Origin of the sequence: Klebsiella sp. P1927, from assembly GCF_018204675.1 — a bacterium.
Lineage (GTDB): Bacteria > Pseudomonadota > Gammaproteobacteria > Enterobacterales > Enterobacteriaceae > Klebsiella > Klebsiella pneumoniae.
In genome coordinates, this window is the sequence record NZ_CP073377.1 from 4,755,679 (window position 1) to 4,782,467 (window position 26,789).

24 protein-coding genes are annotated in these 26,789 nt (G+C 55.5%); 8 read left to right on the plus strand and 16 right to left on the minus strand.

Annotation, left to right across the window (positions count from 1 at the left end; all coding sequences use genetic code 11):
- Position 1: 1 nt before the first annotated feature.
- The 5 genes from KB892_RS23775 to KB892_RS23795 all read right to left on the minus strand — a co-directional run bounded on the left by KB892_RS23775 (position 2) and on the right by KB892_RS23795 (position 5,446).
- Positions 2-2,581 (minus strand): fimbria/pilus outer membrane usher protein, encoded by a 2,580-nt coding sequence (locus KB892_RS23775; RefSeq protein ID WP_004167902.1) that lies wholly within the window; start codon positions 2,579-2,581, stop codon positions 2-4.
- Positions 2,535-3,224, minus strand: a complete 690-nt coding sequence (locus KB892_RS23780; RefSeq protein WP_004151735.1) for a fimbrial assembly chaperone — start codon at positions 3,222-3,224, stop codon at positions 2,535-2,537. The genes KB892_RS23775 and KB892_RS23780 overlap by 47 nt, the downstream gene beginning before the upstream one ends.
- 60 nt (positions 3,225-3,284) lie before the next feature.
- Positions 3,285-3,842, minus strand: coding sequence for a fimbrial protein (locus KB892_RS23785; protein ID WP_004192602.1), 558 nt, complete (start codon positions 3,840-3,842; stop codon positions 3,285-3,287).
- 510 nt (positions 3,843-4,352) lie between these two features.
- Positions 4,353-5,042: an LrgB family protein gene (locus KB892_RS23790; RefSeq protein WP_002885088.1), complete on the minus strand. Its 690-nt coding sequence runs from the start codon at positions 5,040-5,042 to the stop codon at positions 4,353-4,355.
- A complete protein-coding gene (locus KB892_RS23795) occupies positions 5,039-5,446 on the minus strand; it encodes a CidA/LrgA family protein (RefSeq protein WP_002885086.1) in 408 nt (135 codons plus the stop codon). Before KB892_RS23795 ends, KB892_RS23790 begins: the two co-directional genes overlap by 4 nt.
- A 105-nt stretch (positions 5,447-5,551) precedes the next feature.
- Here KB892_RS23795 and KB892_RS23800 point away from each other — a divergent pair, with 105 nt between their 5' ends.
- Positions 5,552-6,433, plus strand: a complete 882-nt coding sequence (locus tag KB892_RS23800; RefSeq protein WP_002885085.1) for a LysR family transcriptional regulator — start codon at positions 5,552-5,554, stop codon at positions 6,431-6,433.
- Positions 6,434-6,595: 162 nt separating this feature from the next.
- Here the strand turns inward: KB892_RS23800 and KB892_RS23805 are convergent, their stop codons facing one another.
- The 4 genes from KB892_RS23805 to soxR form a co-directional block, all read right to left on the minus strand.
- A complete protein-coding gene (locus KB892_RS23805) occupies positions 6,596-8,242 on the minus strand; it encodes a Na+/H+ antiporter (protein WP_002885082.1) in 1,647 nt (548 codons plus the stop codon).
- A gap of 147 nt (positions 8,243-8,389) precedes the next feature.
- Entirely contained in the window at positions 8,390-9,739 is a 1,350-nt protein-coding gene (locus tag KB892_RS23810; RefSeq protein WP_002885079.1) for an NCS2 family permease, read from the minus strand.
- 388 nt (positions 9,740-10,127) lie between these two features.
- A complete protein-coding gene (locus tag KB892_RS23815; protein ID WP_002885078.1) occupies positions 10,128-10,796 on the minus strand; it encodes a glutathione S-transferase family protein in 669 nt (222 codons plus the stop codon).
- Positions 10,797-11,055: 259 nt separating this feature from the next.
- Positions 11,056-11,514 carry a redox-sensitive transcriptional activator SoxR gene (gene soxR / locus KB892_RS23820; RefSeq protein WP_002885077.1) on the minus strand — a complete coding sequence of 153 codons (459 nt, stop codon included), beginning with the start codon at positions 11,512-11,514 and terminating at the stop codon, positions 11,056-11,058.
- An 84-nt stretch (positions 11,515-11,598) separates the two neighbouring features.
- On the opposite strand from soxR, the gene soxS reads away from it, so the two are divergent.
- Positions 11,599-11,928 (plus strand): superoxide response transcriptional regulator SoxS, encoded by a 330-nt coding sequence (gene soxS / locus KB892_RS23825; protein WP_004151738.1) that lies wholly within the window; start codon positions 11,599-11,601, stop codon positions 11,926-11,928.
- On the opposite strand, the gene KB892_RS23830 is transcribed toward soxS, so the two are convergent.
- Positions 11,913-13,517, minus strand: a complete 1,605-nt coding sequence (locus KB892_RS23830) for an EAL domain-containing protein (protein WP_004177824.1) — start codon at positions 13,515-13,517, stop codon at positions 11,913-11,915. The genes soxS and KB892_RS23830 overlap by 16 nt on opposite strands.
- 506 nt (positions 13,518-14,023) lie before the next feature.
- On the opposite strand from KB892_RS23830, the gene KB892_RS23835 reads away from it, so the two are divergent.
- Positions 14,024-14,305, plus strand: coding sequence for a YjcB family protein (locus KB892_RS23835; protein WP_002885064.1), 282 nt, complete (start codon positions 14,024-14,026; stop codon positions 14,303-14,305).
- A gap of 46 nt (positions 14,306-14,351) precedes the next feature.
- Here the strand turns inward: KB892_RS23835 and KB892_RS23840 are convergent, their stop codons facing one another.
- The 4 genes from KB892_RS23840 to KB892_RS23855 are packed head-to-tail and all read right to left on the minus strand — an operon-like array spanning position 14,352 to position 18,300.
- The gene (locus KB892_RS23840) at positions 14,352-15,209 is read right to left on the minus strand and encodes an ABC transporter permease (protein WP_002885061.1); all 858 of its coding nucleotides are present in this window, start codon (positions 15,207-15,209) and stop codon (positions 14,352-14,354) included.
- Positions 15,206-16,039, minus strand: a complete 834-nt coding sequence (locus tag KB892_RS23845; RefSeq protein ID WP_002885059.1) for an ABC transporter permease — start codon at positions 16,037-16,039, stop codon at positions 15,206-15,208. The genes KB892_RS23840 and KB892_RS23845 overlap by 4 nt, the downstream gene beginning before the upstream one ends.
- 60 nt (positions 16,040-16,099) lie before the next feature.
- Complete coding sequence (locus KB892_RS23850) at positions 16,100-17,239, minus strand: ABC transporter substrate-binding protein (RefSeq protein WP_002885055.1); 1,140 nt, start codon at positions 17,237-17,239, stop codon at positions 16,100-16,102.
- A 29-nt stretch (positions 17,240-17,268) separates the two neighbouring features.
- Positions 17,269-18,300, minus strand: a complete 1,032-nt coding sequence (locus KB892_RS23855) for an ABC transporter ATP-binding protein (RefSeq protein WP_004177837.1) — start codon at positions 18,298-18,300, stop codon at positions 17,269-17,271.
- A gap of 163 nt (positions 18,301-18,463) precedes the next feature.
- On the opposite strand from KB892_RS23855, the gene KB892_RS23860 reads away from it, so the two are divergent.
- The 3 genes from KB892_RS23860 to KB892_RS23870 are packed head-to-tail and all read left to right on the plus strand — an operon-like array spanning position 18,464 to position 21,016.
- Positions 18,464-19,234, plus strand: a complete 771-nt coding sequence (locus KB892_RS23860) for an MBL fold metallo-hydrolase (RefSeq protein ID WP_002885048.1) — start codon at positions 18,464-18,466, stop codon at positions 19,232-19,234.
- The gene (locus KB892_RS23865; protein ID WP_002885046.1) at positions 19,231-20,244 is read left to right on the plus strand and encodes a LacI family DNA-binding transcriptional regulator; all 1,014 of its coding nucleotides are present in this window, start codon (positions 19,231-19,233) and stop codon (positions 20,242-20,244) included. Before KB892_RS23860 ends, KB892_RS23865 begins: the two co-directional genes overlap by 4 nt.
- A 10-nt stretch (positions 20,245-20,254) precedes the next feature.
- Positions 20,255-21,016 carry an inositol monophosphatase family protein gene (locus KB892_RS23870; RefSeq protein WP_004198387.1) on the plus strand — a complete coding sequence of 254 codons (762 nt, stop codon included), beginning with the start codon at positions 20,255-20,257 and terminating at the stop codon, positions 21,014-21,016.
- Positions 21,017-21,054: 38 nt separating this feature from the next.
- Here the strand turns inward: KB892_RS23870 and iraM are convergent, their stop codons facing one another.
- Together iraM and bamA are read right to left on the minus strand one after the other, a co-directional pair.
- Positions 21,055-21,408 carry an anti-adapter protein IraM gene (iraM, locus tag KB892_RS23875; protein WP_002885039.1) on the minus strand — a complete coding sequence of 118 codons (354 nt, stop codon included), beginning with the start codon at positions 21,406-21,408 and terminating at the stop codon, positions 21,055-21,057.
- Positions 21,409-21,959: 551 nt separating this feature from the next.
- Positions 21,960-24,383, minus strand: coding sequence for an outer membrane protein assembly factor BamA (bamA, locus tag KB892_RS23880; protein ID WP_002885032.1), 2,424 nt, complete (start codon positions 24,381-24,383; stop codon positions 21,960-21,962).
- 21 nt (positions 24,384-24,404) lie between these two features.
- Here bamA and KB892_RS23885 point away from each other — a divergent pair, with 21 nt between their 5' ends.
- Entirely contained in the window at positions 24,405-24,635 is a 231-nt protein-coding gene (locus KB892_RS23885) for a prepilin peptidase dependent protein C (RefSeq protein WP_002885030.1), read from the plus strand.
- Positions 24,636-25,008: 373 nt separating this feature from the next.
- Positions 25,009-26,769, plus strand: a complete 1,761-nt coding sequence (locus KB892_RS23890) for a tannase/feruloyl esterase family alpha/beta hydrolase (RefSeq protein WP_004152934.1) — start codon at positions 25,009-25,011, stop codon at positions 26,767-26,769.
- The last annotated feature ends 20 nt before the right edge of the window (positions 26,770-26,789 follow it).

Below are 26,789 nucleotides of genomic sequence, written 5' to 3' on the forward strand. Positions count from 1 at the left end.
ATTACCGACATTCTGCCTGATAGAACAGAATATCGTCGCCAAGGGCCATGCCGGAGAAGTCATAATGAACGGTGCACTGCTCACTGCTTTTCTCCCCCCAGCGCGCTAACAGCTGGCCTTTTTTCTGCAGCCCCGTTAGATACACCTGCCCCTCATCGCCAACGATATTGCTGCGCGACGCGCTACCGTGATCATTATCGAGGGTCACCAGCGCGCCGAAAGGCACCACGCCATTGCGGGTACGCAGGGTGAGCATCGCCTTATAGCCAATTCGCGTGTCGTACTTCACTTTGACGATCGCATTGCGCGTCGGAACCACCGTTCTGGCGACGTTATCCACTTCAGCGCCAGGTATTTCCTGTTCATCCAGCGCCAGGCTGTTACGATGGTACGGACGGACGTAAGGCACCACCGCATATCCGGCGGCATCCGTCGTCACGTTTGTCTGACCGCGCACTGTCACATCGCTGACGCCAGGCGTTTCGACCAGCGCAGAACTCTCGCCCAGAAACCGTGATAGCGTGAGTCCGCCCGCATGGGCGACCATGCCCCCGCGCAGCGAATAGTTGTAGTGATTGCTGTAGCGGTCGTAGCCATAGCCGCCAGCCACATCCCCTTTCGAACCCTGGTAGTTGACGCTGAGGTTGCCGGAGGTGCTTTTATCCTGCGTGTTGTACCCTTCCAGTACGCTCCAGTTCAGGGAACGATCCTCGAACGCCGAGCCGTTGAGCCCCACGCTGTGCGTGGTGTCGTTATGCCGACCATGGTTCAGGGTGTAATTTGCCGAAAGCGTCTCACCAAGCGGAATACTTAACGTCAGGGAGACGACCGTATCGCTGGATGGCCGGTTATTGCTGCTGTCATCGGTGCTTTGCACATTGCGGTTATAGGAATAGTTAATAAAGTAGGAGGCCTTGCCAATCGACCCGCTATAGCCCACGCCCACCGATTCCATACGCGAACTGTCCCAGTAGGTCTCATTGACCAACGAAAGCGAGAGCGAACCATAGCCAAACAGCGTCTGCGACAACGATGCGTCAAACCGGCCTTTCGTTCTGCCGCTCTGCGTACAGCAGTCGCGCTGTGTGGAAGAGTTATCGACAAAGTCCTGAAACGAATAATATCCCGAGGTGGAGTAGCGATAACCGGCCACGGAAAAGCTGGTGCCCGTCTGCAGAAAGCTTTTACTGAAGCGGACGCGATACGATTGCCCTTGCTCTTTACTGGTTGACGAGGCCGTATCGCTGGTTTTCACGTCGGCCCACGACTGAGAGCCATCAAACGACAGCGCACCGATAGTACCGAGGTTAAAGCCAGCGCCTAACAACAGGTTGGTATATTTATCTTCCGCCTGCTGGAAACCAGTATAAAGAGTGATGTTGCTGGTGGCGCCATAGGCCAGGGAAGACTGAATAAAGTTATATTCTTTATCGTCGGAGCTACCCGATCGCGTCCTGCCGCTGCTCAGCGCATAGTCCAGCTGGCCCTCACGTTGCAGGATCGCCAGCGACGCGAAAGGCACCACAAAGTTTTGCTCGCTGCCGTCAGACTCTTTAATGTTGACGTACAGGTCGCCGGCGCTGCCGGTGGCGTACAGATCGTTAATTTCAAAGGCGCCGGGAGCAACGGTGGTTTTATAAATGCTGTAACCATTCTGATAAACCGAGACCTCCGCGGTGGTGCGCGCGATCCCTCGAATCGTCGGCGCAAAGCCATGCAGGCTATCCGGCAGCATCTCTTTGTCCGAACTGAGCTGCAGACCGGTAAAACTCAAACTGTCGAAAATGCCGGAAGAGGTATACGTATTACCGACCACCAGCTGGCTGCGTAGGGTGTGAATATCGCGGGCAAGATAGGAGTAAACCGACTCCCAGCGGCTGTTGTTATCGCTGTGGCTATAGGTGCTGTAGTTGCGCAGGCGCCATGGTCCCAGATTCAGCCCAGGCTGCAGGCTGACGAACTGACTGTCGATAGTGGCGCCGTTATGCCGCGGCGCATTACGCTGCCCGGTGACGCTATAGTTGAGAAGACCGGCATTGATCCCCTGTTGCCACTGGCTCTCGGGAATATAGTCTCTGGGGCGATTCAGCATGGCGGCCTGCGGCACGGTAAAATCAATGCGCTGCTGGGCAAGAGATACCGAGAACGTCATCCCGGGGATCGCCGACAGCCGGGCGCAGGTTTCCCCTGCCTCGAACAACTGCGGATAGGCGGTGGTATTAATCAACCATGAATTCAGATACTCCGCGGACAGGCAGGGAGAAGCAGTCGCGCCTGCGTCATGGCTAATTTCCTGAAAAGTCAGCGAGTCTGAACTGACGTACTTATCGTTGATGTAAACATCCAGGTGATAGGTGCCCGGCGGTATGCCATCTTGCGAAAAATAGGATAGATCAACCGAAGCCGCAGGACTCTCGGCGACTTCGAGTAAATTTGGGTTGAAATATTCGCCGGCCTCCGCGCGAGAGGGTAGAGTACTTAGGCACAGAATAATAGCGACGCAGATACTTTTAGTTGAAAATAGCAGCTCAACGCTACTGAATGATAGCGGTATATTTCTTCCCTGACATACCATAATCATTAATCACGCTCCATGTGATCTCTTTTTTTCCTGTCGCCGACAGGCTACTCTGCACGGGTATTTTTAAGGTGGAAAACGGGGCAGCAAACCATGCGCCAGAAATATTTTTACCGTTAAGGCTAACCTGTGAGAAATTCATATACAGCGGTGAGTTATTTTTTACCGTCACCGACGTCCTCTCTTTCCCCCACTGTAATTTTTCAGCGTACGATTCCGGTGTATTACCTTTTAACGCAGCGGGTCGATAAATCAATTTTATTTTCGAATTAATCGCAAACTGTACGACATTTTTATCAGGTACATATTCTGTTGCCGGGATCCCTTTAATATTGAGCCAAAACATCGACTCGCGATCGTCGGGTAATTTCTTTCCTGATCGAACTACGCGGACAAATCCTTTCTCCCCGGCTTTGAGACGAAACAGCGGCGGCGTAATAATAAATGCGTCTTTGGCGGGTGAGGCTGCATCAACCACCGAGAGCCAGGACTGAACGATATTGCTGTTCTGATCTTTATTCTCAACCGTTATTACAGCGTTATTTTTCGTACCATCAAAAACCAGACGCGTACCGCCAACGACCACGCTGGCCTGCGCGAAGGAAGAAGACAGCAATAAACCGATCGCAAAAAAAGGATATCTCATATGTTTAATTTAAGGGGAATAGCAGGCGATTCCCCTTTCTCCATTCAACAAGAAGCCGAATTAATGATAGGTCACGTTATAAGTCACGGTTGTCTGAACGGTACCTTTCGTCGGATCGGCATCACCCGATTTCACCATTTTAACGGTGAACGGAATGGTTGCTGCACCCGAAGAGATATCAACATCAGAACCCTCTTCGTTATTCTTCATCACATTGCCCGCTTCGTCGAAAAGGGCCACAGCGACGCCGGTTGCCGGCTCATCAGTTGCCTGGTTTTTAAAATAATCGCTGTTCGCGGTATCGGAAACACCGCCAAAAGTGACGCGGGCGATACTGTTGCCACCTTCTTCCGCGGTCGGGCAATCAGCTAAGCTAAAGGAGAAGTTCTTGGCAGCGCCGAAGGTATACGCTTTCAGATCCGCCACTGAGGTGGTGCCCATATCAATAGCCGTTACACCGCCATCAATGGTCGCCGTACAGGTGGTATCGGAAACAATACCATTAAAGGTAATGGTGTTATCAGCCTGCGCAACGGTAGACAGCGCGCTGCAGGCAGAGAAAATCAGGGCACCCGCCAGAAATTTTTTACTCATCTTCATATTTATTCCCATATCCATTATAAACGACAATCAGTCCGTCAATTGCTTTATGCAGCGATATTAGAGAATGAAATTCAAGCAGCGCGGCGTCATGCATGTATTTACATGACATATGGTTTATGACAATTAATATTATTCATAAATAAACGACCAGCATTTGAATCCATTCAATAATACAAGCTCGCGTAAAAATAATAACTAGCATGAGGTAAGAACTCAATTATTAATGTAAAAATTGATTTTTTGCGACATAACATCGCAACGCATGAGTGGCCATACTCAAAACCATAAAAATCAAATAGTTATAAAGTTATAAAATTCGCAAAGATAATTGGATATTTATATAATATTTACCCCACAATTAAATACGGGCATGCAGAGAAACATTTAGTTACAAAGTCAGTGCTGATATAAGAATTGGCTTAATCTTTTATGATGAACCGTTAAATACATCAATAACAAAAACAGGGAATAGCCGATAGCTATTCCTCTCCTCAATATTTATTAACATTCACTCTGGCGATAATGTTAAAACAGCAGCCAGCGGACGACCGGCGCAGCCAGCACCACCACTACGCCTGACAGCATCATCACCAGGCTGGCCACCACGCCCTCCTGCTGGCCCAGCTCATACGAGCGCGCCGTTCCCGCACCATGGGAAGCCGCGCCGAACCCGGCTCCTTTCGCCATCCCCTCCCGGATAGCAAGACGTAAGAACAGCATATCTCCCACCGCCATGCCAAACACGCCGGTGATCACCACAAACAGCGCCACCAAATCGGGTTGACCGCCGAGCGGTTTCGCCGCCGCCAGCGCAAAGGGCGTGGTCACCGAGCGCACCGCCAGGCTACGCTGAATTTCATCAGACAACATAAACCCGCGCGCCAGCCATACGGAACTGGTGACAGCCACCACTACCGCCGTCACCACCCCGGCGCTGAGCGACATCCAGTGGCGTTTAATCACCGCGACATTTTCATACACCGGAACGGCAAAGGCGATGGTCGCCGGGCCCAGCAGCCACAGCAGCCAGTGGGTCTCTCCCATATAGCTCTGATAAGAGATATGGCCTACCACCAGAATCAGCACCAGCAGGATCGGCGTGAACACCAGCGGCATCAGAGGGAGTTTATGAAAACGTCGATACAGTTTTTTGTTGGCGTAATAGAGGACCAGCGTCGCCACCAGGCACAGGATACTCAGCACGGCATCGCTCATTTTTTTAACCTGCCCACTTCGTAACGATAGACCTTGTCAACGACCCAGGCGGTGGCGCCGAGCACCATCAGCGTGCTTAAGGCAATCACCAGAAATATCCGCCAACCATCGACCATCAACAGCTGGGCGTAGTTCACCACCGCGACCACCGCCGGGACGAAAAACAGCAGCATCTCCGCCAGCAGCCAGCGGGCGCCGGCGCGCACCCAGCTTACCGGTATCACCCGGCAGACGATCAGCAGCAGGAGCATCACCATGCCGACCAGGTTAGCCGGCAGCGGTACCTGCCACCTGTTCACCAGATATTGTGCGAAGATGAATAACCCGACGTAGAGAAGTACCTGTACCGGGATCTGAAGTCGTTGCGCCACGGCGGGGGCAACGCGAGCTGGCGCGAAGGCCATGTGCGATAGTCCTGAAAAAAAGAAGTCAGGCGAGCAGTATAGAGAGCCGCCGAAGCGGACAGAAATGAATTAAAATCATCGCAGGTATAGTCTCAGGGAATAATTATGGATATCCGAACGCTGCGCTATTTCGTTGAAGTGGTTCGTCAGCAGAGTTTTACTCGCGCGGCGGAAAAGCTGTTTGTCACACAGCCCACCATCAGCAAGATGCTCAAGAATCTCGAAGATGAGCTGAACTGCACGCTGTTGATCCGCGACGGCCGCAAACTACTGCTCACCGATACCGGGCGCGTCGTTTTTGAACGCGGCCAGGCGATCTTGGGCGAGTTCAGCCAGCTGGAGTCAGAGCTGAGCGATATCAACCACCTGCATAAAGGGGTGCTGCGGCTTGGCATTCCGCCGATGGTCGGGATGCTGATGGCCGAGCCGATCAGTCGCTTCCGCCAGCGCTATCCGGGCGTCGAGCTGAAGATCGCCGAGTTTGGCGGCCTGACGGTCCAGCAGGCGGTCAGCAATGGCGAACTTGATATGGCGATGACCGCCCTGCCTGTCGAGGAGGATAGCAGCCTCACCATTCTGCCGTTGTTCAATCACCCGCTGTGCGTCCTGACGCCAAGGACCGCGGAGTGGGAAGGTAAAACCTCGCTCTCGCCGGCCGAGCTGGCGTCGCATCCGCTGGTTATCTACAACGAGGAATTTGCCCTTAGCCAGCAGCTGATGCGGCTGTTTGCCGAGCATGACGTGAAGCCACGTATCGCGGTGCGCAGCGGCCAGTGGGATTTTCTCGCCGCCATGGTGCAGGCGGGCATTGGCGTAGCGATCCTGCCGGAGCCGATTTGCCAGCGTCTCGACCGGCAGAATTTTTGCTGGATCCCGTTGCAAAGCGAGCTGCGTTGGGAGCTGGGGATGATTTGGCGGGAAGGCGTATATATGTCGCGCAGCGCTGAAGCCTGGCTGACGTGCAGCAAAGCGTTCTGGCTGGAATAATTCTCTGGTGACAACGCGTTCCGCAAGGGAAGGGGTAGCCCGGGTCAGGCGCTTGCGCCGCTGCCCGGGTTTCCCCCGGTCGCGCTAACGCTTACCGGGGCTACACATTTACTGCAGTCTCGCCAGTAGTCCGAATAAGCGTCGCGCTATCCGGATTACAGGTTATTGATCTTCGATTAACAGCGCTTCCAGCAGGTCGAGATCGTGGAGCAGCTTCTGCAGCGTCTCGTTACTGATCTGCCGGGTGGCGCGCAGATGATACAGCTCGCCGCGCTCAGAGCGCAGCGCCGCCAGGCGGAAGCGGCGTTCCAGACTCTCTTCGAGCATAGAGGTTTCCACGTCGTTACGCCCATCGGCGCGCCGGCGCAGGTTACCGATCACCCGCGAACTGACTTCGGTCAGCAGTTGGGTATCGATATTCTCTTTGGTATCCGCCGCCAGACGCTCTTCCATCTTCTGGATCGCCACAATCGCCACGTCAGCCGTTGCCGCGCGCGCCAGACGCTCCTCTTTCCGCTGCTGCACATTATCGCTCGATTCAATGTGACGTAGCAGGATCGGCAGCGCAATCACCCCGACGAACAGCGAGAACAGGATCACCCCGGCGGCGAGGAAAATCAGCTCATAGCGCGCCGGAAAGACATTCCCGTCCGGCAGCAGCAGAGGAATGGAGAGCACACCGGCGAGGGTAATCGCCCCGCGCACCCCGGCAACGGAGGAGATCAGCAGCTCGCGCGTAGTCCAGGAGCCAAACTCCATCGGCTTCTTCTTCAGGAAGCGCTGACTGAGCTTACGCATCGACCACAGCCAGCCAAAACGCACCAGCATCAGCGCGGCATAGATCAGGATAATGTCGGTAAACAGCATCCAGGTCTCAACGTTGGGGTCGGCCTCCGCCGCCACCAGCGAACTGGAGAGGATATCCGGCAGCTGCAGGCCCAACAACAGGAAGACCATGCCGTTGAAGACAAACTCCAACATTGCCCAGGTGCTGTTGGCGCGCAGGCGCATGGCCAAGGGCGCGGTGCGCATCACGCCGGAACGGGTGATGGTCATCCCCGCCGCCACCGCCGCCAGGATGCCGGAGACACCGATATGTTCGGCAATCAGATAGGAGGCAAACGGCAGCAGGAACAGCAGGACAATCTGCGTGGCGGGTTCATCCCCGCCCCAGCGGCTGAGGAAGCGCATCGAGCGGCCATACGACCAGCTCACCACAAACCCGGCCAGCACGCCGCCAATCGCCACCTTCAGAAATTCTACGGTGGCGCCGCCAACGGTAAAGACCATGGTGCCCATCGCCACCGCGACGGCAAACTTGAGCGAGACCAGGCCGGAGGCGTCGTTCATTAGCGCCTCCCCCTGCAGAATGCCCATGATTTTCTTCGGTATCCGCCCTTCCCCAACGATGCCCGAAAGCGCCACGGCGTCGGTCGGCGACAGCACGGCCGCCAGCGCGAACGCCGGGATCAGCGGAATGCCCGGTACAATCCAGTAGATCAGAAAGCCGATGCCGACCACCGTCACGACCACCAGCGCTAGCGCCAGGCCGAGGATCTCGCGCCCGTGTTCAATAAATTCGCGGGTTGGCGTTTTCCAGCCGTCGGCGAATAGCAGCGGCGGGATAAACAGTACCAGAAACAGCTCTGGATCAAATTCAACGTGCAAACCAAAGGTCGGCCACGCCAGAAGCGCGCCAATGGCGATTTGCATCAGTGGAAGTGGAACCTGAAAGGGCAGTACGCGCGTCACTACCCCGGAGAGTGAGACCACAAGGGTCATGATGAGGATGGTAAAGAATATTTCCATGTGTTCCCTGTTTGCTGCGTTTTCTTTTATACCTGTAAGGCGTCGTGCCTGTGAATCATACGCTACCCAGATTAACGCAAATGGAAACAGGATGTGGCTTAAAAATAAAACGGGCGGCCTGAGCCGCCCGTGAGGAGCACGAAGGGTTTAAATCGCCCAGCCGCCGGCGTAGAACACCACCAGCGCCACAGCGATAATCACCGTGCCGAGGTTCAGTTTGCGCCACTCGCCGGAGACCAGACGGCCAATAACCAGGGTCGCGAAACCGATCATGATGCCCGTCACGATGTTACAGGTCAGCACGATAAACACCGCGGTGATCAGGCCAGCCATCGCGTCAACAAAGTCATTGAAATCGATTTTCGCCACGTTGCTCAGCATCAGCAGGCCAACGTACATCAGCGCCGGCGCGGTCGCGTAGGCCGGCACCAGATAAGAGAGCGGGGAGAGGAACAGGATCAGCAGGAACAGGACACCGACCGTCACCGCGGTCAGACCGGTTTTACCACCGGCCGCGGTACCCGCCGCCGATTCGATATAAACCGCCGCCGGCGCCGCCCCGACTAAACCGGAGAAGACGCTGCTCAGGGAGTCGGTGGTCAGCGCTTTACCGCCGTTGATGATCTGTCCGTCCTTATCCAGCAGGTTCGCCTGGCCAGCCACCGCGCGGATGGTACCGGTGGCGTCAAAGACCGCCGTCATCACCAGCGCCAGCACGCTTGGCAGCACGACCGGGTTGAGCGCGCCGACGATATCCAGGCTGCCGATCAGGGAATTACCCTGGCCATCGCTCAGGGATGGCATAGCGAAAATGCCGGAGAAATGGACGTTGGGATCGAAAATCAGGCCGACAATCGACACGCCGATAATGGTCAGCAGAATGCCGCCCGGCACCTTCATTTTTTCCAGACCAATGATCACCGCGAGGCCAATCAGCGACATCACCACCGGGAAACTGTCAAAGTTGCCCAACGCCACCGGCAAACCGTCCAGCGGGTTTTTGATCACCAGACCAACGCCGTTGGCGGCGATCAGCAGCAGGAACAGGCCAATGCCGATCCCGGTACCGTGCGCCACGCCCTGCGGCAGGTTACGCAAGATCCAGCTGCGGATGCCGGTTGCCGAGATCACCGTAAACAGGACCCCCATCAGGAATACTGCGCCGAGGGCTACCGGAATACTGATCTGCTGCCCCAGCACCAGGCTGAAGGCGGTGAAGGCGGTCAACGAGATAGCGCAACCGATCGCCATCGGCAGATTCGCCCATAATCCCATCGCCAGCGAGCCAACGCCCGCTACCAGACAGGTCGAGACAAACACCGCGGCCGGCGGGAAGCCCGCTTTACCGAGCATGCCCGGCACCACGATGACGGAGTACACCATCGCCAGAAAGGTAGTAAGACCTGCAACAATCTCCTGACGCACGGTGCTGCCGCGCGCCGAAATTTTAAACCAGGCGTCCAATGAGCCGCCGGTACGCGCTGAAGGCGTAGACATAGAAAACTTCCCCTGAAAATTTTTATCGTTCGTTGATATGCGTGGTGGACCGTCCACTGCCAGTTAAACGCGATCTCCATGTACCGAATCGCAGCGCCAGGGGGGCCGCAAAAAAGCAAACGTTTAACTCCGCGCATACACTACGGTGGTCAACCTTATCGCCTCCCCCGGACAGCAGAAAAAAGGGGGAGCGAAACAGAAAGGCAAACGATTATCCGGCCTTTAGATAACCCTTTTCAACCGATGTTTATCGTATTTCGCTAAATTTCGCTTATGACGAACAGAAAACAACCAGACGATGCGCAAACGTTATCGTCCATGCGCAATCCGCTAACAATTTTTTAGTGAGTTGCTTTCATTTATCGACGTCATCGGATCCGCTGATATCTCAGGCGCCGGGTAAGGTGAAGGGGCCGCCGCGCTCGATGGCGCGTTGCCAGGCCGGTCGCTGTTCCACTCGCTGACGCCAGGCCTCGATATGGACAAGGTCATGCATGCCGCCGCGCGCCAACAATGCCATCACCGGGAAGCTCATCTGGATATCGGCCATGCTCAGCCGCTCGCCAGCGAACCATGGCCGTGCGGCAAGATGGTCGTCAATGAACCGCGCATGGGTGGCCAGCTGCGGATCGAGCCACGTTTTCTGTATCCCCTTTCCCAGCAGCGAACCCAGCGAGCGAACGCCAAAGGGCACAGGGGGTTTGCCAAGGCTGGCGAACACCAGCTTCATTAACAGCAGCGGCATCAGCGAGCCTTCGGCATAGTGCAGCCAGAAGCGGTACTGCAGTTTGTCGTCAATTCCCTGCGGCTTCAACAACCCGCCGCTGTCCCAGGTTTCCTGCAAATACTCGAGGATCGCCCCGGACTCCGCCAGCACATAGCCGTTATCTTCCAGTACCGGTGATTTGCCCAACGGATGGATTTTTTTCAGCGCCGCCGGCGCCAGCATCGTTTTCTCCCGCTGATAGCGGACTATCTGATAAGGCAGCTGCAGCTCTTCCAGTGCCCACAGTACGCGTTGCGATCGTGATTGATTAAGATGATGTACCGTCAGCATGAGCCTCTCCCGTAGTTTGTTCAAATTAACTATAGAAACAGGCGCTCATTGCCGGGAAAATTTCAGCAAAATAGTGAGGAAAAAGCGACGGCAGATGCCATAGTTAAAGTGTCGACGCAAACCGGAACCTCCATCAACAGATTGCGCAATACTGAGGGACGTCGACGTCGGGGGAAACCCTCTCGCGAACCAGCGAGATAATGCGAAAGACCAAGACCGGAAAACAACTAAAGCGCCCAGTTGTGGCGCTTTAGTTTTATCACTCGTCTTCCAGCAGCCGGGCGCCGGTTCCCTCTTCCCCCAGTTTATCGCCCGGGTTGCGCAGCGGGCAGTCGCGTCGCGATAAACAGCCGCAGCCGATACAGCCGTCGAGCTGGTCGCGTAGCGCCGTCAGGGTATGAATGCGCCGATCCAGCTCCTCACGCCACTGCGATGACAGCATCTTCCACTCTTTTGCGCTGAGATTGTGCCCTTCCGGCAGCACGCCAAACGCGTCGCCGATAGTGGCCAGCGGGATGCCAATACGTTGCGCAATTTTGATAATCGCCACCGCGCGCAGAACGTCACGCCGGTAGCGCCGCTGATTGCCGGCATTCCGCTGACTGTGGATCAGTCCTTTACTCTCATAAAAATGGAGGGCCGAGACCGCCACGCCGGTTCGTTTTGCCACTTCTCCAGGCGTCAACAGCATTTTGATGCGGGGTGATTTCTTTTCCATAAAGCGCTTTACCTCAAGTTAACTTGAGGAATTATACTCGCCTGCAGACAAAACGACGAATCGAGAATTGAGAGAGGCCGCTTTATGTCCCATCAGGATATTATTCAAACTTTGATTGAATGGATTGATGAACATATCGATCAACCACTTAACATTGATATAGTCGCCAGAAAGTCAGGATACTCGAAGTGGTACCTGCAGCGGATGTTCCGTACCGTGATGCATCAGACGCTGGGGGACTATATTCGCCAGCGCCGCCTGCTGCTGGCGGCGGAAGCGTTGCGAACCACCCAGCGGCCGATCTTTGATATCGCCATGGATCTGGGCTACGTCTCGCAGCAAACCTTCTCCCGGGTGTTCCGCCGCGAGTTTGACCGCACTCCCAGCGACTATCGCCATCAGATCTCCGCGTGACGCGGCGGCTGAGGCACGTTCGCGGGCGCGGGAGCATTGGCTAACCACTGCATAAACTCCCGCGCCGGCATCGCTTTCGCAAACAGCCAGCCCTGGCAATACTGTACGCCGCGCTTGTAGAGCCAGCTTACCTGCTCCGGCGTCTCCACGCCTTCTGCAATCGTCTTTAACCGCAACCCGCGCGCCATCTCGATGATATGTTCAGCAATCAGGTGGCTGGTGTTGTTGGTGGTGAGCGTATCGACGAAGGTTTTATCGATTTTGAGGATATCGACGTTCAGCGCGTGCAGATTATGCAGATTCGAGTAGCCGGTGCCGAAATCGTCGATGGCAATTTCATAGCCTGCTTCGCGGAACGCCTGGATCACCGGCGTGGTCTTCGGTACGTCGATAAACCCGCGCTCGGTCACTTCGATTTTGATTTGTCCGATACAGACCGCGTAGCTGTGCGCTTTCTCACTGATCTGTGAAATCAGCCGCGCCGAATGGAAATCCGACGCAGAGAGATTGATGGCTATATACAACTGTGGATGGCTGGCCAGAAACTCACCCATTTCATAAAACAGTTCATCCACCACGTAGTCCGTGACCTGGGCAATCATGCCTTCATTTTCCGCCAGCGGAATAAACTCCGCCGGGTTCATCACCGGACCGTCAAACCCAGGCCAGCGCAGCAGCGCTTCCGCCCCAACGCAGCGGTTATTTTTAATATCGATAATCGGCTGGTAGTGCAGGCGCAGCTGGCGGCAGCTCAGAGCCCGCTGCAGCATATTGCGCGGCGAGTGATACTGTCGGCGGGTGCGCGACCACACCAGCACCAGTAAAATACTGCAAATTATCCCCAGCGGCAGCGTCAGACTGGCCTGGTCACAAAAGTTGTGATAGTAGCTGGCCCGCGAGGTGGACATAATGACGGCGATGGGGCGAATAGCGGAGCGGGCGATCGTATACACCCGGCCATTCTGATTAAAAAAGGTATCGCCTTCGCGAATTAACGCATGGAGTTCCGCGGGCTCGACATTGTTACTTACCGAGAAAAAGAGGTTGGTTTTGGTATCGAAAACGCCATAGGCTAAATCGCGGTCGCTGGCGATCACCGAGCTGTACGAGAAGGGATTAACCACCACAACATAGGGCCCCTTCTGCATATAATTCATGGCAAAGCCCGGATAAAACGGCGTGTCCCGGTAATAGTAAATCGCGACATCCGGCTTTTTGGTGTAATTAGCCGCCGGCATCCGCCAGCCGGTTTGCTGATGAACGGACGTTGAACAGATAAAGCGCTGGCCGTTAGCGTAGATCAGATCTTCCACATACAGCAGGCCGCGCACAATATGCAGTAAATAACGCTGGTGATCCGCTGAACACAACTCACCGCGATACTGGCTGGCTTTAGCCCGAGCCTGATCCGCTTCCCGGATGACCATTTCCGTTTTTTGCAGCGCCAGCTGCGAAAATGAGTGTAATTGATCAATGGTTTCGGCTTTAGCCCGCAGCTGGGCAAACCACAATGCCAGCACCACTGGCAATAAAATAACCAAACCTGTTCCGATGAGTCTTAGCGCCTTATGCGGCGCACTGTCACCCATTTACGCTTACATCCATGCGATATGCCTTAATTAAGGTAGCCCGAACACGTTAGCAATCGCGATTGCGATAGACATCAGCTGACATCCGACAGCCCTCACGAGCGTCAGTTTTACCTCTGATGGTGATGAATAATACTTATTTATCAGGTATTCGGAAGATATTCCGGCAAGATTAAGAATAGACGCGCATCTGACTCGGTTTCTCCGTGTAATAAACAAGAACAGGTAATAAAACCCGCAGAATAATAATCATTAGGCAGTGAATGAAAATATGCTTCCCGGGGTTGCTCACCAATATCCACACAAATTTCATAGTTATTAAACGCAGCAAAAGCTCATTTTTTGACTGGTGAATAAAGCGCCAAGTGTGATATAGTTCACACAAGTTGATGAAACAGAAATGGCGTTTCATCACTCTCTAGTACGCCAGTTGAGACCAGAGCGCTATGCCATCGTCAGTCGCGTCAGGTCGTCCATGGCTCCCGACTTTCTTTGAGGATAGGTTAATGGCTTCCATTACTACCAGTGTCGTATTATTGCGCTGGCCCCTGGTGAGCGCGGTACTGATGTTTCTCGCCAGCTCACTGAATATTCAGCTTCGCAAAAGCGATTACGCCGGTCTGGCGGTGATCTGCAGCTGCCTCGGCCTGGCCGCCGCCTGCTGGTTCGCCACCGGTTTGCTCGGTATCACCCTGCTTGATATAGCCAAAATCTGGGGCAATATCAAAGATGTGATGATTGAAGTCATGAGTCAGACGCCGCCAGAGTGGCCAATGATGATGACCTGAGGTTAAAAAGCTTCCCGACGGGAAGCTTTTTCGTTTTCTGCAGCCCTTATTTCCCTAATTTCGCCATCATCTCCGGACGCATAAATTTATGGATCACCACCATAAAGAGCAGCGATGGGACCAGCAAAATCAGCGCGGTAATCGACGAGACCTGATAGTTACCCGACATGCTGGCGTTATAGAGCAGCAGCGGCAGCGTGGTGATATCCGGCGCCCCGACGAAGAAAGTGCCGGTAAACTCATCCAGCGACTCCAGAAAAACAAAGATGCTGGCGGCAACGATCCCCGGCGCCGCCTGCGGCAGCACAATGTGCCAGAAGGTATACACCGGCCCGGCGCCCAGGTTACGCGATGCCCGCGCCAGCAGCGGGTCGATGGCTGAAAACGCGGCCACACAGATCCACACCGAGTACATCAGACCGTGGACGCTATGCACCAGCACCACCCCTGCGATACTGCCGTTCAATCCCCACTGATAAAACAATCTGGCAACATTCATGTATACCGTCAGGTTAGGAAAGGCCTGCGGGATAAGAAATAGCAGCATGAACAGCATCCGTAATGGCATTTTCCGCCGGGAAAGCGCATAGCCGGCGGGTACGGAAATCAGCAAACAGACCCCCACCGATAACAGAGCGATCAGCACGCTGGTTAACAGCGAGCTGGAGACATCGCTGTATGGATTGAAAACCTGATACCAGTACTTCAGCCCCCACCGGCTGGGCAGCGAATGGGGAAAATACCAGCTTTCCGCTACGGTCCAGATCAACAGGTTCAGCAGCGGACCAAACATCGCCAGCAGCATAAACAGCAGCAGCAGGGTCTGTAGCACCGGACTGGCGCGCACTTTACGGCGCCCTTTCACCCACCATGCCGAGGTTGATACGAGGGCCAGCGCTTTCATGATTCACCGCCTTTTTGCTGCAGGCTGTGGCGCAGGTAAAACCACGACAGCGCGCCGCAGATCGCCAGCGACACCACGCCAAGCGCATTCGCTACCGCGTAATCACCATAGGAATTGACGCGAAATGCCATATCCACGGTTAGCATCGTCGGGGCCCCCACGCCGATCATCAACGGTACCGACAGCACCGACATCATGGTCACCGTCGACAGCACCAGCGCCACGCCGATAGTCGGCAGGACCTGCGGCAGCATGATATCGAACAGGATCCGCGGCCGGGAGGCGCCAAGATTACGTGCAGCAAGGATCTGCGACGACTCCAGCGCCGCCATCGCCCCGCAGATCAGCAGCGTGGCAAAGGCCAGTTGCTTCCAGACAAAGGTGATCACTATCCCTTTCCATCCCAGCCAGGAGAGCGTCTCCAGCGGCGTGACCAGGTCGGCCGCCACCAGCGCATTGTTCATCAGGCCATTTTTGGCGAGAAAAGTGCGCATCATCTGGGCAACAACGATAAAAGGAATAAACAGCGGCAGGCGATACAAAAAACCCAGCAAACGCACAACGGGTCGGCAGGGTGACAGCGCAATCACTGCCGACAGGGTAATGGCGAGCAGCGCTAACAGCGCCACTGAGATCAGCACGATAAGCAGCGAAAAGAGCACATCGCTGGCGTAGAGCGCATAGACCTTGCGGAAGTGATCGAGGGTGAACGGCTGTCCCGGCGCGGTAAACGCCGAGACCAGCGAAAACCCCAGCGGATACAAAAACAGGATCGCGATCATCAGCGCCGCCGGGGCAACCAGCAGCAGATATTTTAATGAACTGGACATAATAAACCTGGCGTCAGCACAAGCAAGCGCCCGGGACGGCGGCCCGGGCTGGAAAAAGGTTTAATTAGCCACCTGGCTTTCGTAACCCTCTTTGATATCGTCAAAGTAGGGGGCGATCGGGAAGCTTTTGCCATACTTCGCCAGCGCTTCCGGCGAGATTTCGGCAAACAGCTTTTGCCAGGTCGCCGCATCCAGCTTCGGCTTCACCTGCCCGGCGTCGATGCCCGGATACCAGTTGAACTGCTTGACGATCCCCTGCGCCTGCACTTCCGGGCTGGTGGCCAGCGCGATAAAGTCGCGCGCCAGCTGCGGATTCGCCGCCTTCGCCGGGATGACGTAATACATCGGCTGGCCCGGCATGCCCGGCGCCAGTAAAGCAAGCTTGATCGACGGCGGCAGCTTGCCCTGATCTTTCCAGCTATAGAACATATCGACCCACACCGGGCCCATGGCGATTTCCCCCCGGCTCAGCATATCGAGCGTCCCGGCGTTGCCCGGGGTGAAAGTTACGTTTTTATTGAACGCCTTTAGCTTCTCATAGGCCTGCTGCCAGCCTTTTTCGACGCTTTTATCATAGGGCCCGGCGGAGAGACGCTGGGCGTCGGTCCCGTAGGCGTAGATCCAGCCCACCACAAAGCTGACGCCGGACATGCCGTTCTTGATGCCGTTATAGCCAAAAGCCTGCGGGTGTTTCTGCGTCCAGGCCACCAGCTCGTCATACGACGTCGGCGGGGTAGTGACCAGATCGCTGTTCCAGGCGATAGCGGTCTGGCTTAAGAACATCGGCATCACGTATCCGTCAACGTTAACGCCCAGCGCCTGGATGGCGCTCGGCGAACTCACCATGCCGCCGGTCTGAATATCCTGACGGTATTTTTGCAGCAATCCCTTTGCCACCTGCTCACCGCCCGCCTTCTGGTGCACTACCGCGACGTCGATATCCCACCGCTGCGCGCCGCTCTCCTGCTGGGCCGTTAGCTTCTCGCTAATTTTATTCGACCCGGCGTCGCCGGGGCCGGTACCGATCACCCGCACCTTGACGCCGGGATGAGCGGCTTCAAATTTTGGCCCCAGCCAGGTTTTTACATAATCCACCATATTCTGATCGCCCGCGGTGGCGACGTTGAGAATGGTGTCGGCCTGTGCGCCAAGGCTCAGGAAGAGGGTCGTTACGATCGCTGCTTTCGTCTTAGTCAACATGGATTGTCCCCAGAATGAACACGCTGATATCACTGTGATAGTGGTAAAGGAAAAATATGCAGGGCCGGCGTTGGCACATGGAGCCGAACGCGGCTTTTTGTCGGCCAGCACTGCGCGGCATCCGCCAGCAGCAGGCGGTCATGGCAGCGCACGCTGTGACGATACAGATTGCCCAGAAACGCGCTTTGCTCCACCACGCCTTCCAGAGCCAGTCCCTCCTGCGGCGCAGGCTGCGTTAATTCAGCGAGCGCGGCATCGGCGCTGCGAAAATAAATAACGTTGTCACCCTGCTGAGCGGCAGATAAACCGGATATTGCGGCAGCGGATAATTCACCGGAAATTATTTTATTATCGGCCCCCATAAAATCAGCGACGAAGGGCGTCGCGGGGCGTTGATATATTTCTTCCGGCGTGCCGGTTTGTTCAATACGCCCCTGATTTAATACCGCAATGCGGTCCGCCATCACTAAGGCTTCCTGCTGATCGTGGGTGACAATTAATGACGTGAACCCCAGTCTCTTTTGCAGAGATTTAATTTCATGGCGCACATTCAGGCGCACTTTGGCATCCAGATTAGATAACGGCTCATCCAACACCAGCACCTGGGGCTCTATGGCCAGGGCTCTCGCCAGCGCCACCCGCTGCCGCTGGCCGCCCGACAGTTCGGTCACTTTCACCTCGCCAAGCCCTTCGAGATTGACTATTCGCAGCAGCTCCGCCACCCGCCGCGCGATATCCGCCCCGCGCCATTTGCGCAGCTTCAGGCCATAGCCGATATTGCGCGCTACCGTCAGGTGCGGCCACAGGGCGTAGCTTTGAAATACCATGGTGATATTGCGCTGCTCCGGCGCAAGATGAGTGATCGTTCGGCTGGCAATAGCCACCTCGCCGCTTTGCACCGGAATAAAGCCGCAGAGGGCGTTCAGCAGCGTGGTTTTTCCGCATCCCGACGGGCCCAGTAGAGCAATCATCTCTCCCTGCTCTACCGCCAGATCGATATTATGTAAAACCACCTTATCGCCATAACTAATTTTAAGGCCGGAGATCTGTAAATAACTCATATTCGCTACCTGAAAGCGCTGCTGCGGCATTTTTTTTAGCAAGGTGAACACGTGTTCATTTGGCTGTAAAAAAAATGCAACGTTGACTCGACATGATGTGAGCCTACTTTGTCGGGTATTTATGACAATTTAATTAAGCGGCAAAAAATTTTGGCGAGGGTAAATGAAAATAGATGTGCTTGGCTGCGGGAGCGCCTTTTCCTGCACGCAAAATACCTCCGCGCTGCGGGTGATCGATGCGGACAACAAACAGTGGTTAATCGACTGCGGCCCCACCGTTCCCCGCGCGCTCTGGCAGCGCGGCGGCGAGGTCAACGATATCGACGCGATCTACTTCACCCACGTTCACCCGGACCACTGCACCGGCCTGACGGCGCTACTGAACCACTGGAAAAGTTATTCCCGTCAGAAGCCAGTCATTATCTACTGCCAGCCGGCGCAGCAGCCGGTGCTCATGCAGCTGGCCGCGCTGGCGAACTGGCCGCAGGCGGACCTTGGTTTCACCATCGACTGGCAGGAATGCCGCGAAGCCTGGACGTGGCAGGACTGGCAGATCCGCACTGCCCCCACCCAGCATGAGCTGAGTAATCGCGCCATCCGCATCACCATTGCCGGGCAGACGCTGTTTTACAGCGGCGATGGCCGACCGACCGCCGACTCGATAGCCCTGATGGCCGGCGCCGGGCTGGCGTTTCAGGAGTGCGCCTCGGTAGCAGCCCTGGACGATGACGCCTCGCATGGCGATTTCCCCTCCTGCCTGATGCTGTTCAGAACGCTGCAGCTCCCGGCGATGGGGCTCTATCACTGCGAGGATGCTTCTCTGTCGGCGCTAAAGCAGGCCTGTCAGCCGTGGCCGGGCTTATTCGTTTCCCGGGATGGACTCACCTTAACGCTGCCGCGTCCCACGCCCACTGACGAGACGTACCTCCTATGAACCCACGCAAACCCAGCGTCACCGCCCAGGATGTTGCCCGGCGAGCGGGCGTCTCCCGGGCAGTGGTGTCCCGGGCGTTGAGCAACAACGGCAGCATCTCTCCCGACGCCCGGGCGCGGGTACTGCGCGCCGCCGAAGAGCTGGGGTATCAGGTTAACTTCCTCGCCCAGGGGCTGAACCGTCAGCGCAGCCACTTAATCGGCGTGATCGTCTCGCGCATCAGCGATCCTTTTCGCAGTACCCTGCTTGATGCGCTGCTTAACGAGATCCAGCGCCAGGGCTTTCAGGCGCTGGTGAGCGAGATCCACAGCGAGCAGGATCTGGCGCAGACCTTGCGCCGTTTCGCTCAGTTTCGCGTCTCCGGCGTTATCGTCACCTCCGGCCAGCCGCCGGAGGCGCTGGTGAACGAGTGCGTCCAGCAGCATATTCCGGTCGTGGGCATTAATCGTCAGCCGACGATCCCCGGTGTGGATTACGTTTGTTCTGACAACGCCGCCGGCGCCGAACTGGCCGCCGACCAGCTGCTGCGCAGCGGCTGTCAGCGCTTTGGCTGGCTCAACCACCATCCTTCCACCTGGGCCGGCCGCATGCGCGGGGAAGCGTTCGGCCGGGCGCTGCAAACGCGCGGAGTGGACGTCGAACGCCACCTGGCGATCCTCGCCTGTCAGCAAGAAGGTTACGCGGGCGGGTTACAGGCTGCGGCGCTCGCCGACGAGGCGCTGGAGGGGATCTTCTGCGCCAACGCCCAGCTTGCCTGTGGCTTTCTCGATGGAATGCGCCAGCGCGGCAGAGAGGCTCCGGCGGATTTTCAGCTGATTGGTTTTGATAACACGCCGACGACCGCGCAATATAGCTATCAGCTCACCACGCTACATCAGGATGTGGCGGCGATCGCCCGCCAGGCGCTCGCCCGGCTTCTGGAGCGCGCCGCCGACCCTTCGCAACCTTCACGCACCACCTGGGTGGAGGTAACCTTAATTCACCGGCGCACGTCGCCCTTTGTTATCTGAGAGCAGGACTATGACGGAAGCACAACGAGAGTCATTATGCGCCTTGATTCGCCAGGCAGGCGCCCACGCCCAGGCGCTGCGCGATGCGGGATTACAGGTCGATAAAAAAGCGCGCCAGGACTTTGTGTCGCAGGCGGATCTCGCGGTAGAACAAGAGATTAAAGGCTGGCTGCAGGCCCACTTTCCCGAGGAGGGTTTCCTCGGCGAGGAGAGCGGTTTTGAAGGCAACGACCAGACCGTCTGGGTGCTGGATCCTGTCGATGGCACCACCAACTTTATCCTCGGCATGGATTACTGGTGCATCTCACTGGCGCGAGTGTGCCAGGGCGAGCTGTCGCTCGGCATCATTTACGCCCCCGATCGCGATGAATTTTTCTTCGCCGCCCGCGGCGAAGGCGCGTATCTCAACGGTCGGCGCCTGACGCTACGCGAGCCGGAGCCCGATGCGGTGGTGATCGGCATGGGGCGCTCCAGCCGGGCCCCGGCCAGCGACTACGCCCGGGCTATCGACACGCTGCTCGACGCCGGTCTGGAGTATCGCCGTTTTGGCGCGGGCGCCCTGATGCTGGCGCATGTCGCCGCCGGTCAGCTCCACGCCTATTATGAAGCGCATATGAACAGCTGGGATGCACTGGCAGGCATGCTATTGATTGAGGAGGCGGGCGGAACGTGCAATGCGTTTCTCGCCAATGCGGGCCTGCGGCGAGGCAACCTCGTGCTGGCCGGCTGCGCAAGCGTCCAGCCTCGACTGGCCGCCCTGCTGGCGAAATGACGTCACGCCGCCGGTGTCTGACCGGCGGCGTGGACTGGCTAACGCCAGGGTTCACTGCGGGGAATATTATTCGGGCAACGCTTAATCGTGCAAAAGGACTGGTAAAAACAGGAGTCAGACCGCTCGCCACCGGCATGGTAAGGGCACGATGGTCGCTCACGTAATTTTTCCCACTGCGCCTCGTCGTACACCGTAATATTATAGATTTTTAATGAATGATACTGGTCATTAATTAAAACTCTCGAGGAATAGAGTCTTATCGACTCACCGGGCAACAGGATTACATCAGCCTCGTACCACATGATAAATTTCAAGAAACGCAGACTGGATATAGCCGAGAAGGCGATACCAGATTGCGGGCAGATCAGGGTATTAAGAATAGTCCATTTCATATTCCTTCCTTATAAAGATGCTACAAATTATTACAATATATAGTGATAGCATTCATTGTTATAAATCGCAAGCGCCCCTGGCAATTATGTGATTTAAGACAATTCCTAACGACATACTCCATTATTAGTAACGTTTCATTTCCCTCTCTAAATTTATGGTTAGGCCTGATGAAAAACAGCCAAATTACCCTTAAAAAAGAAAATATAATAAAAAATAAGATAATATAAACTTAATTTACAATACGTCTTAGTCCCTCTGGATGAGGCCTCAGTCATTGGTATTAGATGATGCAGCACTGAGTATTACCCGCGGTTTGGCAAGAAGAGAGGATAGTAGCAGGCAGCTATTTTTTGCGCGGTTACCTCGTCGTACGCCACCAGGTCCGCGAGGCCCTCAGACCGCGCTCGGGTAAATGTCGCGGGTGTCCCGCCAGATCGCATTCCTTAGCGATAATATCGACATAGCGGTTGAGTATATTCTGCTCAATCGCTATGTCGGAGGACAGTCCACAGAATATAGCCACGCCGGTCTATCAGGCCCCGTTGGAGCCCTACCAGGTTTTGCCGATATTAAACTGAAACTGTTCGGCTTTATCACCATCGTACTTTTTAAACGGCTCTGCCCAGGAGAAGACCAGTGGACCGAGGGGAGACATCCACTGCACGGCAATCCCCGCGGAGAGACGAATATGACTCGGATCGCCGTAGTCAGGGATCCCTGCCGCCAGCGTCTGCGCGGTGTTGTGCCAGGATGTACTCCAGACCGTCCCCGCGTCAACAAACAGCGAGGTTCGCAGACTATCGGCGTACTTATCATTCACAAAGGGGGTTGGAATGATAAATTCGCTGTTCAGCACCGCCATGGCATTCCCGCCGACCGCATCAGACGAGGCGTCCAGCGGGCAGGCGCTATAGCTGCTTTCGCTACCGTTACAGCGGTAATAGGCCGCTTTAGGCCCAATGGTGTTAGAAGAAAATCCGCGCACTGACGACGAACCGCCTGCGTAAAAGTTATCGTAGAACGGCACACTTTTGCCGTCTAACCCGCCGGCATAGCCTGCGCGCAGGCGTTCCATCCAGACCCAGCGCTTGTTCTCGCTCAGCGGCAGATACTGGGCGGTGTCAAAAGAGAGTTTGTAGTAGCTATTATCCGAACCGGGGAGCGTCACTTTACCGCTCAGGCTGCTCTTGTTTCCCGCACGCGGGAAGAAGCCGCGATCGAGATCGTTGTAGCCCCATCCAAGACTCACAAAATAATCGTTGGCGCTATATTTTGCGCCGCTGTCGCCATCTTTCGTCACCACGCTGGGCTCGATTCCCCGAGAGCTGAGGTAGCGCCAGGTCGTCAGCTCCGGATCCATATTGGTCAGGCGATTATGGACATAATCCAGTCCCAGGTTCAGGGAGTTATTTTCGCTAATGGGAAACCCTAGCGTACTACCTAAACCATAGCTCTGCTGGTTATAGCTCCCGGCATCCGCATCAGAAGCATCATAGCTGTTATAAAAAATCTTTCCGCCCAGGCTGATGCCATCTACGGTAAACCACGGGTTCGTCGCCCCCAGTTCAAGATAAGACTGGTAGCTGTTGCGCGTCCCGTTGAAGCTAACGCTATTACCCGTTCCCAGCCAGTTATCCTGCGTCACGCCAAGCTGATAGCTCACGCCGCTGTCCGTACCAAATCCCAGGCCCACATTGAATGAGCCGGTGTTGCGCTCCTTCACCTTGTAGACCACATCGACCTGATCCGCCGTTCCATTGACCGGAACGATCTGCTGTTCAACGTTCTCAAAAAAACCCGTTCGATCAAGACGTACCTTCCCTTGATCGACTTTTTCGTTGTTGAGCCACGCCCCTTCCATTTGGCGCATTTCACGACGCAGCACCGCGTCCCGGGAGGTGTCGTTACCGGAAAAGCGGATCTGGCGTACCGAGTAGCGGCGGCCCGCGTTGACCTGAATATGCAGCACCACGCGGTGATGCGCATCATCGATTTCCGGCGTGGACGTCACCTGCGGCCAGGCATAACCATACTTACCAAAGTGCTTTTTGATCTCATTTTCAACCGTGGTGACTTGCGCCCCGCTATACCATGCCCCCGCCAGCGGCTGGGCAAGCGCCTCGATCTCCGGCCCATGCTGAGCCAGATCGCCTGTCACCTGAGTTCGGTCGACCCGATAACGTTCGCCTTCATTGAGGGCGATAGTGATATACAGGGATTTTTTATCTGGGGTCATACTGACCTGCGTGGACTCGATAGCAAAGCGCGCATAGCCGCGATCGAGATAAAAACTGCGCAGCGTTTCCAGATCGGCTTCCAGCTTCTGCTTCTGGTATTTTTTATCGGCTACCACGTTCCACCACGGCACATTATCACGTAGCTGAAGCTGGTCCAGGAGCGTCTCTTCCCGAAACGCCTGATTACCGATAATGTTTATTTGTGCGATTTTCGCCGAGATGCCTTCCTGAAAAACGAACGTTAAGTCAACGCGATTACGCGGTAACGGGGTCACCACCGCGTGAACCTGCGCACTGTATTTCCCCGCGCTGTAATAGAAATCCTGCAACCCCTTTTCTATTTCGCTAAGCGAATTTCGATCCAGTGCACTACCTGCAGAAATACCGGACGCGGTGAGATTTTCCTTTAGCGCATCATCCTTCACTACCTTATTCCCGGAAAAACTGACGCTGGCAATAGTGGGCCGTTCCTTAACCTGCACCACCAGCGTTTTCCCATCGCGCAGGATCTGCACATTTTCGAAATTGCCGCTCGCATACAGCGCGCGCACTGCCTCGCTGACATCTTCTGGCGTCACCGCATCTCCCGCGTGCAATGGCATACTTAATAGCGCCGCCCCGACGGTCACGCGCTGTAGCCCTTCAAAACGGATATCATCAACTTGATATGATGTTGCGGCATATAACGTTAAAGGGGCGATCAATAATCCGCTGATGATATGAGTCTTTTTTAACATGAATGTGTCGTCTACGAGATAATGAGCAATAGCAGTGTTCTGCTGGCGTTGAGCTTATTTGTTCAGGATGCATCTCTAAAATATGCGACAGAAAATAACCTGAGCGAGGCGCAGAATTACATGCAATTATGGCGACAAAATGGAGAAAAAATGGATATTAAAGCATCTTTAAAAATATATTTAATGATGGAACTTTTTCTGAAGCGCATTGTTCTAATGGCCAACACCAGTACTATATTTAGATTTTCCTGAACGTTTTATTAATAAAAAGCCCCCTTTCTTATTAATGGAAAGGGGGAAGGATCTCGTTAGGAATGATGCTCTCTGGGATCACCAGGAACAGGGAGAAAAATAACCTGCAACCCAGCAGATTTAATGAAGAGAAATTGAATAAATTATGCAATTGATATCACAACATTCTACCCCGAATTCACCGCCAGACGCCGTTGGCAAACATCTCCATATTTTCCTCAAAATAGCAGAATACAGTAGGGTCGCCTTATCAAGGCATCAAGGAAAGTCTATCGTTATCTACAATAGCCAAGCAGTGGCGCCTCGCCAGGGAAGGTGAGGCATAGGTTTCGCCATCCTGCCGCCTCCCATCATCAGCCACAGGGAACTGCGTATGACACGCTTACTCAAGACAATCTTGCCCATCATCCTCTGCGCCCTCTTCGGGTTATCGTTCGCTTCACCCACGCAGGCTGTCGCCAGTCTGCCGATCGTTCTTCCCGCGCTGACATGCGATGCGCTAAGCGCTACCGACTTCAGCGCGGCCGTTGGCGCAAAGGTCACTATCAATCACACTGAAATGCAGACCTCCGCGCAGGGAAGCTGGTGCAAGGTGAGCGCCACTATCGCCCCTGAGATTGGCGTGCAGATTGCCCTGCCGACTCAACGCTGGAGTCAACGTTTTTTGCAGGTCGGCTGTGGCGGACTGTGCGGGAGTATTAACCTGAGTCTGTCGAATGCCAGCGGCTGCCTGCCGGCAATGAACGGCGAGTTTGTGGTGGCAGCAACCGATATGGGGCACCATGGCAGTATGATGGATGCGTCATGGGCCGAAGATCCGCAAAAGCGCATCGATTTTGCCTGGCGCGCCAACCACCTGACCGCCGTGCTGGCCAAAGCGGTGATGCAGACGCTTTACCGCCAGCCGCCAAAGTATGCCTACTTTATGGGCTGCTCAGACGGCGGTCGCGAAGCATTGATGGAAGCGCAGCGCTTTCCGCAGGATTTTGACGGTATCAGCGCTGGCGCGCCAGCGGCCTTTTTCCAGTTTCAGAACTCCTTCTTCCACGGCTGGAATGTGGCCGCCAATCAGCGCCCGGACGGTACCGCTATCCTGCTGAAAAATCGCCTTCCTCTGATTCACCAGGCCGTGCTGGCTCACTGCCCGACGCTTTCCGGCGTGCAGGATGGTATCCTGCAAAATCCGTATGCCTGTCAGTTCTCTGAGTCATGGCTCCCCCGCTGTCCTGCCGATGCTCGGGACCGTTCTACCTGCCTGACGCAGGAAGAGATCGAGGTGGTGAAAAAGCTCTACCGCGGCGCTTACGACAGCCACGGCGCCCAGTTCGTCGCGGGCGGTCTGCCGCTGGGTTCCGAGCTACGCTGGCCGGTGCCCGAGACGCCGACCGGCCACTCAATGTCGGAAATGATGGTACTACCGGCTCTGCAATCCGTGCTCCTGCCAGGAGAAAAACAGAAGATCCAATCGATGCGGGATTTCCCGCTTAACCAGCAGAATTTTGACGCCGTCGCCCAACTGGCGCCGCTCTATAACGCGGCAAATACCAATCTTCATGCCTATCAACAGCGCGGCGGCAAGCTTATCCTCTGGCACGGTCTGGCCGATGACTCCGTCAGCCCGGCCTTTTCTATCGCCTATTATCGCGGCGTAGAAGCAGAAATGGGCCATGCCGCAACGGATACCTTCCTGCGGTTATTCCTGCTGCCTGGGGTAGCCCATTGCGGTAATGGCGAAGGTTACGATCAAATTGATCTCCTTACCCCGCTGATGCGCTGGACCGAGGAAGGCATCGCCCCGCAGGAGATCATGGCCGGCAAACGGGCAACAGCCGCTGCCGACCTGCCGCCGATGACAGAAAAACCAGATGCGCAAACGCAGTTTCACGGCGTGCAGAAAGTCAGTCAGCCTTACGCTGACGCCGCTCCAGCTGTTATCGCGACTCGTCCGGTGTATCCCTTCCCGGCCATTGCCCGTTATAACGGGCGCGGCGACGTGAATGACGGCGAAAATTATCATGCAGAGCAAACAACCGCCTTTGGTCATCTGCAGCTGGCAAAACCCGCCAGCGACTATATTGGCCCTGATAATCAAAAAAATTATCAGGTTCGCCACGGCACACTCACTGTTCAATAAACCCCAGGGCTCCTCATTGG

Bases quoted from the DNA above. Each gene is read 5' to 3' on its own strand.
- KB892_RS23775 (WP_004167902.1), bottom strand. From the start codon at position 2,581: ATGATTATGGTATGTCAGGGAAGAAATATACCGCTATCATTCAGTAGC.
- KB892_RS23780 (WP_004151735.1), bottom strand. From the start codon at position 3,224: ATGAGATATCCTTTTTTTGCGATCGGTTTATTGCTGTCTTCTTCCTTC.
- KB892_RS23785 (WP_004192602.1), bottom strand. From the start codon at position 3,842: ATGGATATGGGAATAAATATGAAGATGAGTAAAAAATTTCTGGCGGGT.
- KB892_RS23790 (WP_002885088.1), bottom strand. From the start codon at position 5,042: ATGAGCGATGCCGTGCTGAGTATCCTGTGCCTGGTGGCGACGCTGGTC.
- KB892_RS23795 (WP_002885086.1), bottom strand. From the start codon at position 5,446: ATGGCCTTCGCGCCAGCTCGCGTTGCCCCCGCCGTGGCGCAACGACTT.
- KB892_RS23800 (WP_002885085.1), top strand. From the start codon at position 5,552: ATGGATATCCGAACGCTGCGCTATTTCGTTGAAGTGGTTCGTCAGCAG.
- KB892_RS23805 (WP_002885082.1), bottom strand. From the start codon at position 8,242: ATGGAAATATTCTTTACCATCCTCATCATGACCCTTGTGGTCTCACTC.
- KB892_RS23810 (WP_002885079.1), bottom strand. From the start codon at position 9,739: ATGTCTACGCCTTCAGCGCGTACCGGCGGCTCATTGGACGCCTGGTTT.
- KB892_RS23815 (WP_002885078.1), bottom strand. From the start codon at position 10,796: ATGCTGACGGTACATCATCTTAATCAATCACGATCGCAACGCGTACTG.
- soxR (WP_002885077.1), bottom strand. From the start codon at position 11,514: ATGGAAAAGAAATCACCCCGCATCAAAATGCTGTTGACGCCTGGAGAA.
- soxS (WP_004151738.1), top strand. From the start codon at position 11,599: ATGTCCCATCAGGATATTATTCAAACTTTGATTGAATGGATTGATGAA.
- KB892_RS23830 (WP_004177824.1), bottom strand. From the start codon at position 13,517: ATGGGTGACAGTGCGCCGCATAAGGCGCTAAGACTCATCGGAACAGGT.
- KB892_RS23835 (WP_002885064.1), top strand. From the start codon at position 14,024: ATGGCTTCCATTACTACCAGTGTCGTATTATTGCGCTGGCCCCTGGTG.
- KB892_RS23840 (WP_002885061.1), bottom strand. From the start codon at position 15,209: ATGAAAGCGCTGGCCCTCGTATCAACCTCGGCATGGTGGGTGAAAGGG.
- KB892_RS23845 (WP_002885059.1), bottom strand. From the start codon at position 16,039: ATGTCCAGTTCATTAAAATATCTGCTGCTGGTTGCCCCGGCGGCGCTG.
- KB892_RS23850 (WP_002885055.1), bottom strand. From the start codon at position 17,239: ATGTTGACTAAGACGAAAGCAGCGATCGTAACGACCCTCTTCCTGAGC.
- KB892_RS23855 (WP_004177837.1), bottom strand. From the start codon at position 18,300: ATGAGTTATTTACAGATCTCCGGCCTTAAAATTAGTTATGGCGATAAG.
- KB892_RS23860 (WP_002885048.1), top strand. From the start codon at position 18,464: ATGAAAATAGATGTGCTTGGCTGCGGGAGCGCCTTTTCCTGCACGCAA.
- KB892_RS23865 (WP_002885046.1), top strand. From the start codon at position 19,231: ATGAACCCACGCAAACCCAGCGTCACCGCCCAGGATGTTGCCCGGCGA.
- KB892_RS23870 (WP_004198387.1), top strand. From the start codon at position 20,255: ATGACGGAAGCACAACGAGAGTCATTATGCGCCTTGATTCGCCAGGCA.
- iraM (WP_002885039.1), bottom strand. From the start codon at position 21,408: ATGAAATGGACTATTCTTAATACCCTGATCTGCCCGCAATCTGGTATC.
- bamA (WP_002885032.1), bottom strand. From the start codon at position 24,383: ATGTTAAAAAAGACTCATATCATCAGCGGATTATTGATCGCCCCTTTA.
- KB892_RS23885 (WP_002885030.1), top strand. From the start codon at position 24,405: ATGAGCAATAGCAGTGTTCTGCTGGCGTTGAGCTTATTTGTTCAGGAT.
- KB892_RS23890 (WP_004152934.1), top strand. From the start codon at position 25,009: ATGACACGCTTACTCAAGACAATCTTGCCCATCATCCTCTGCGCCCTC.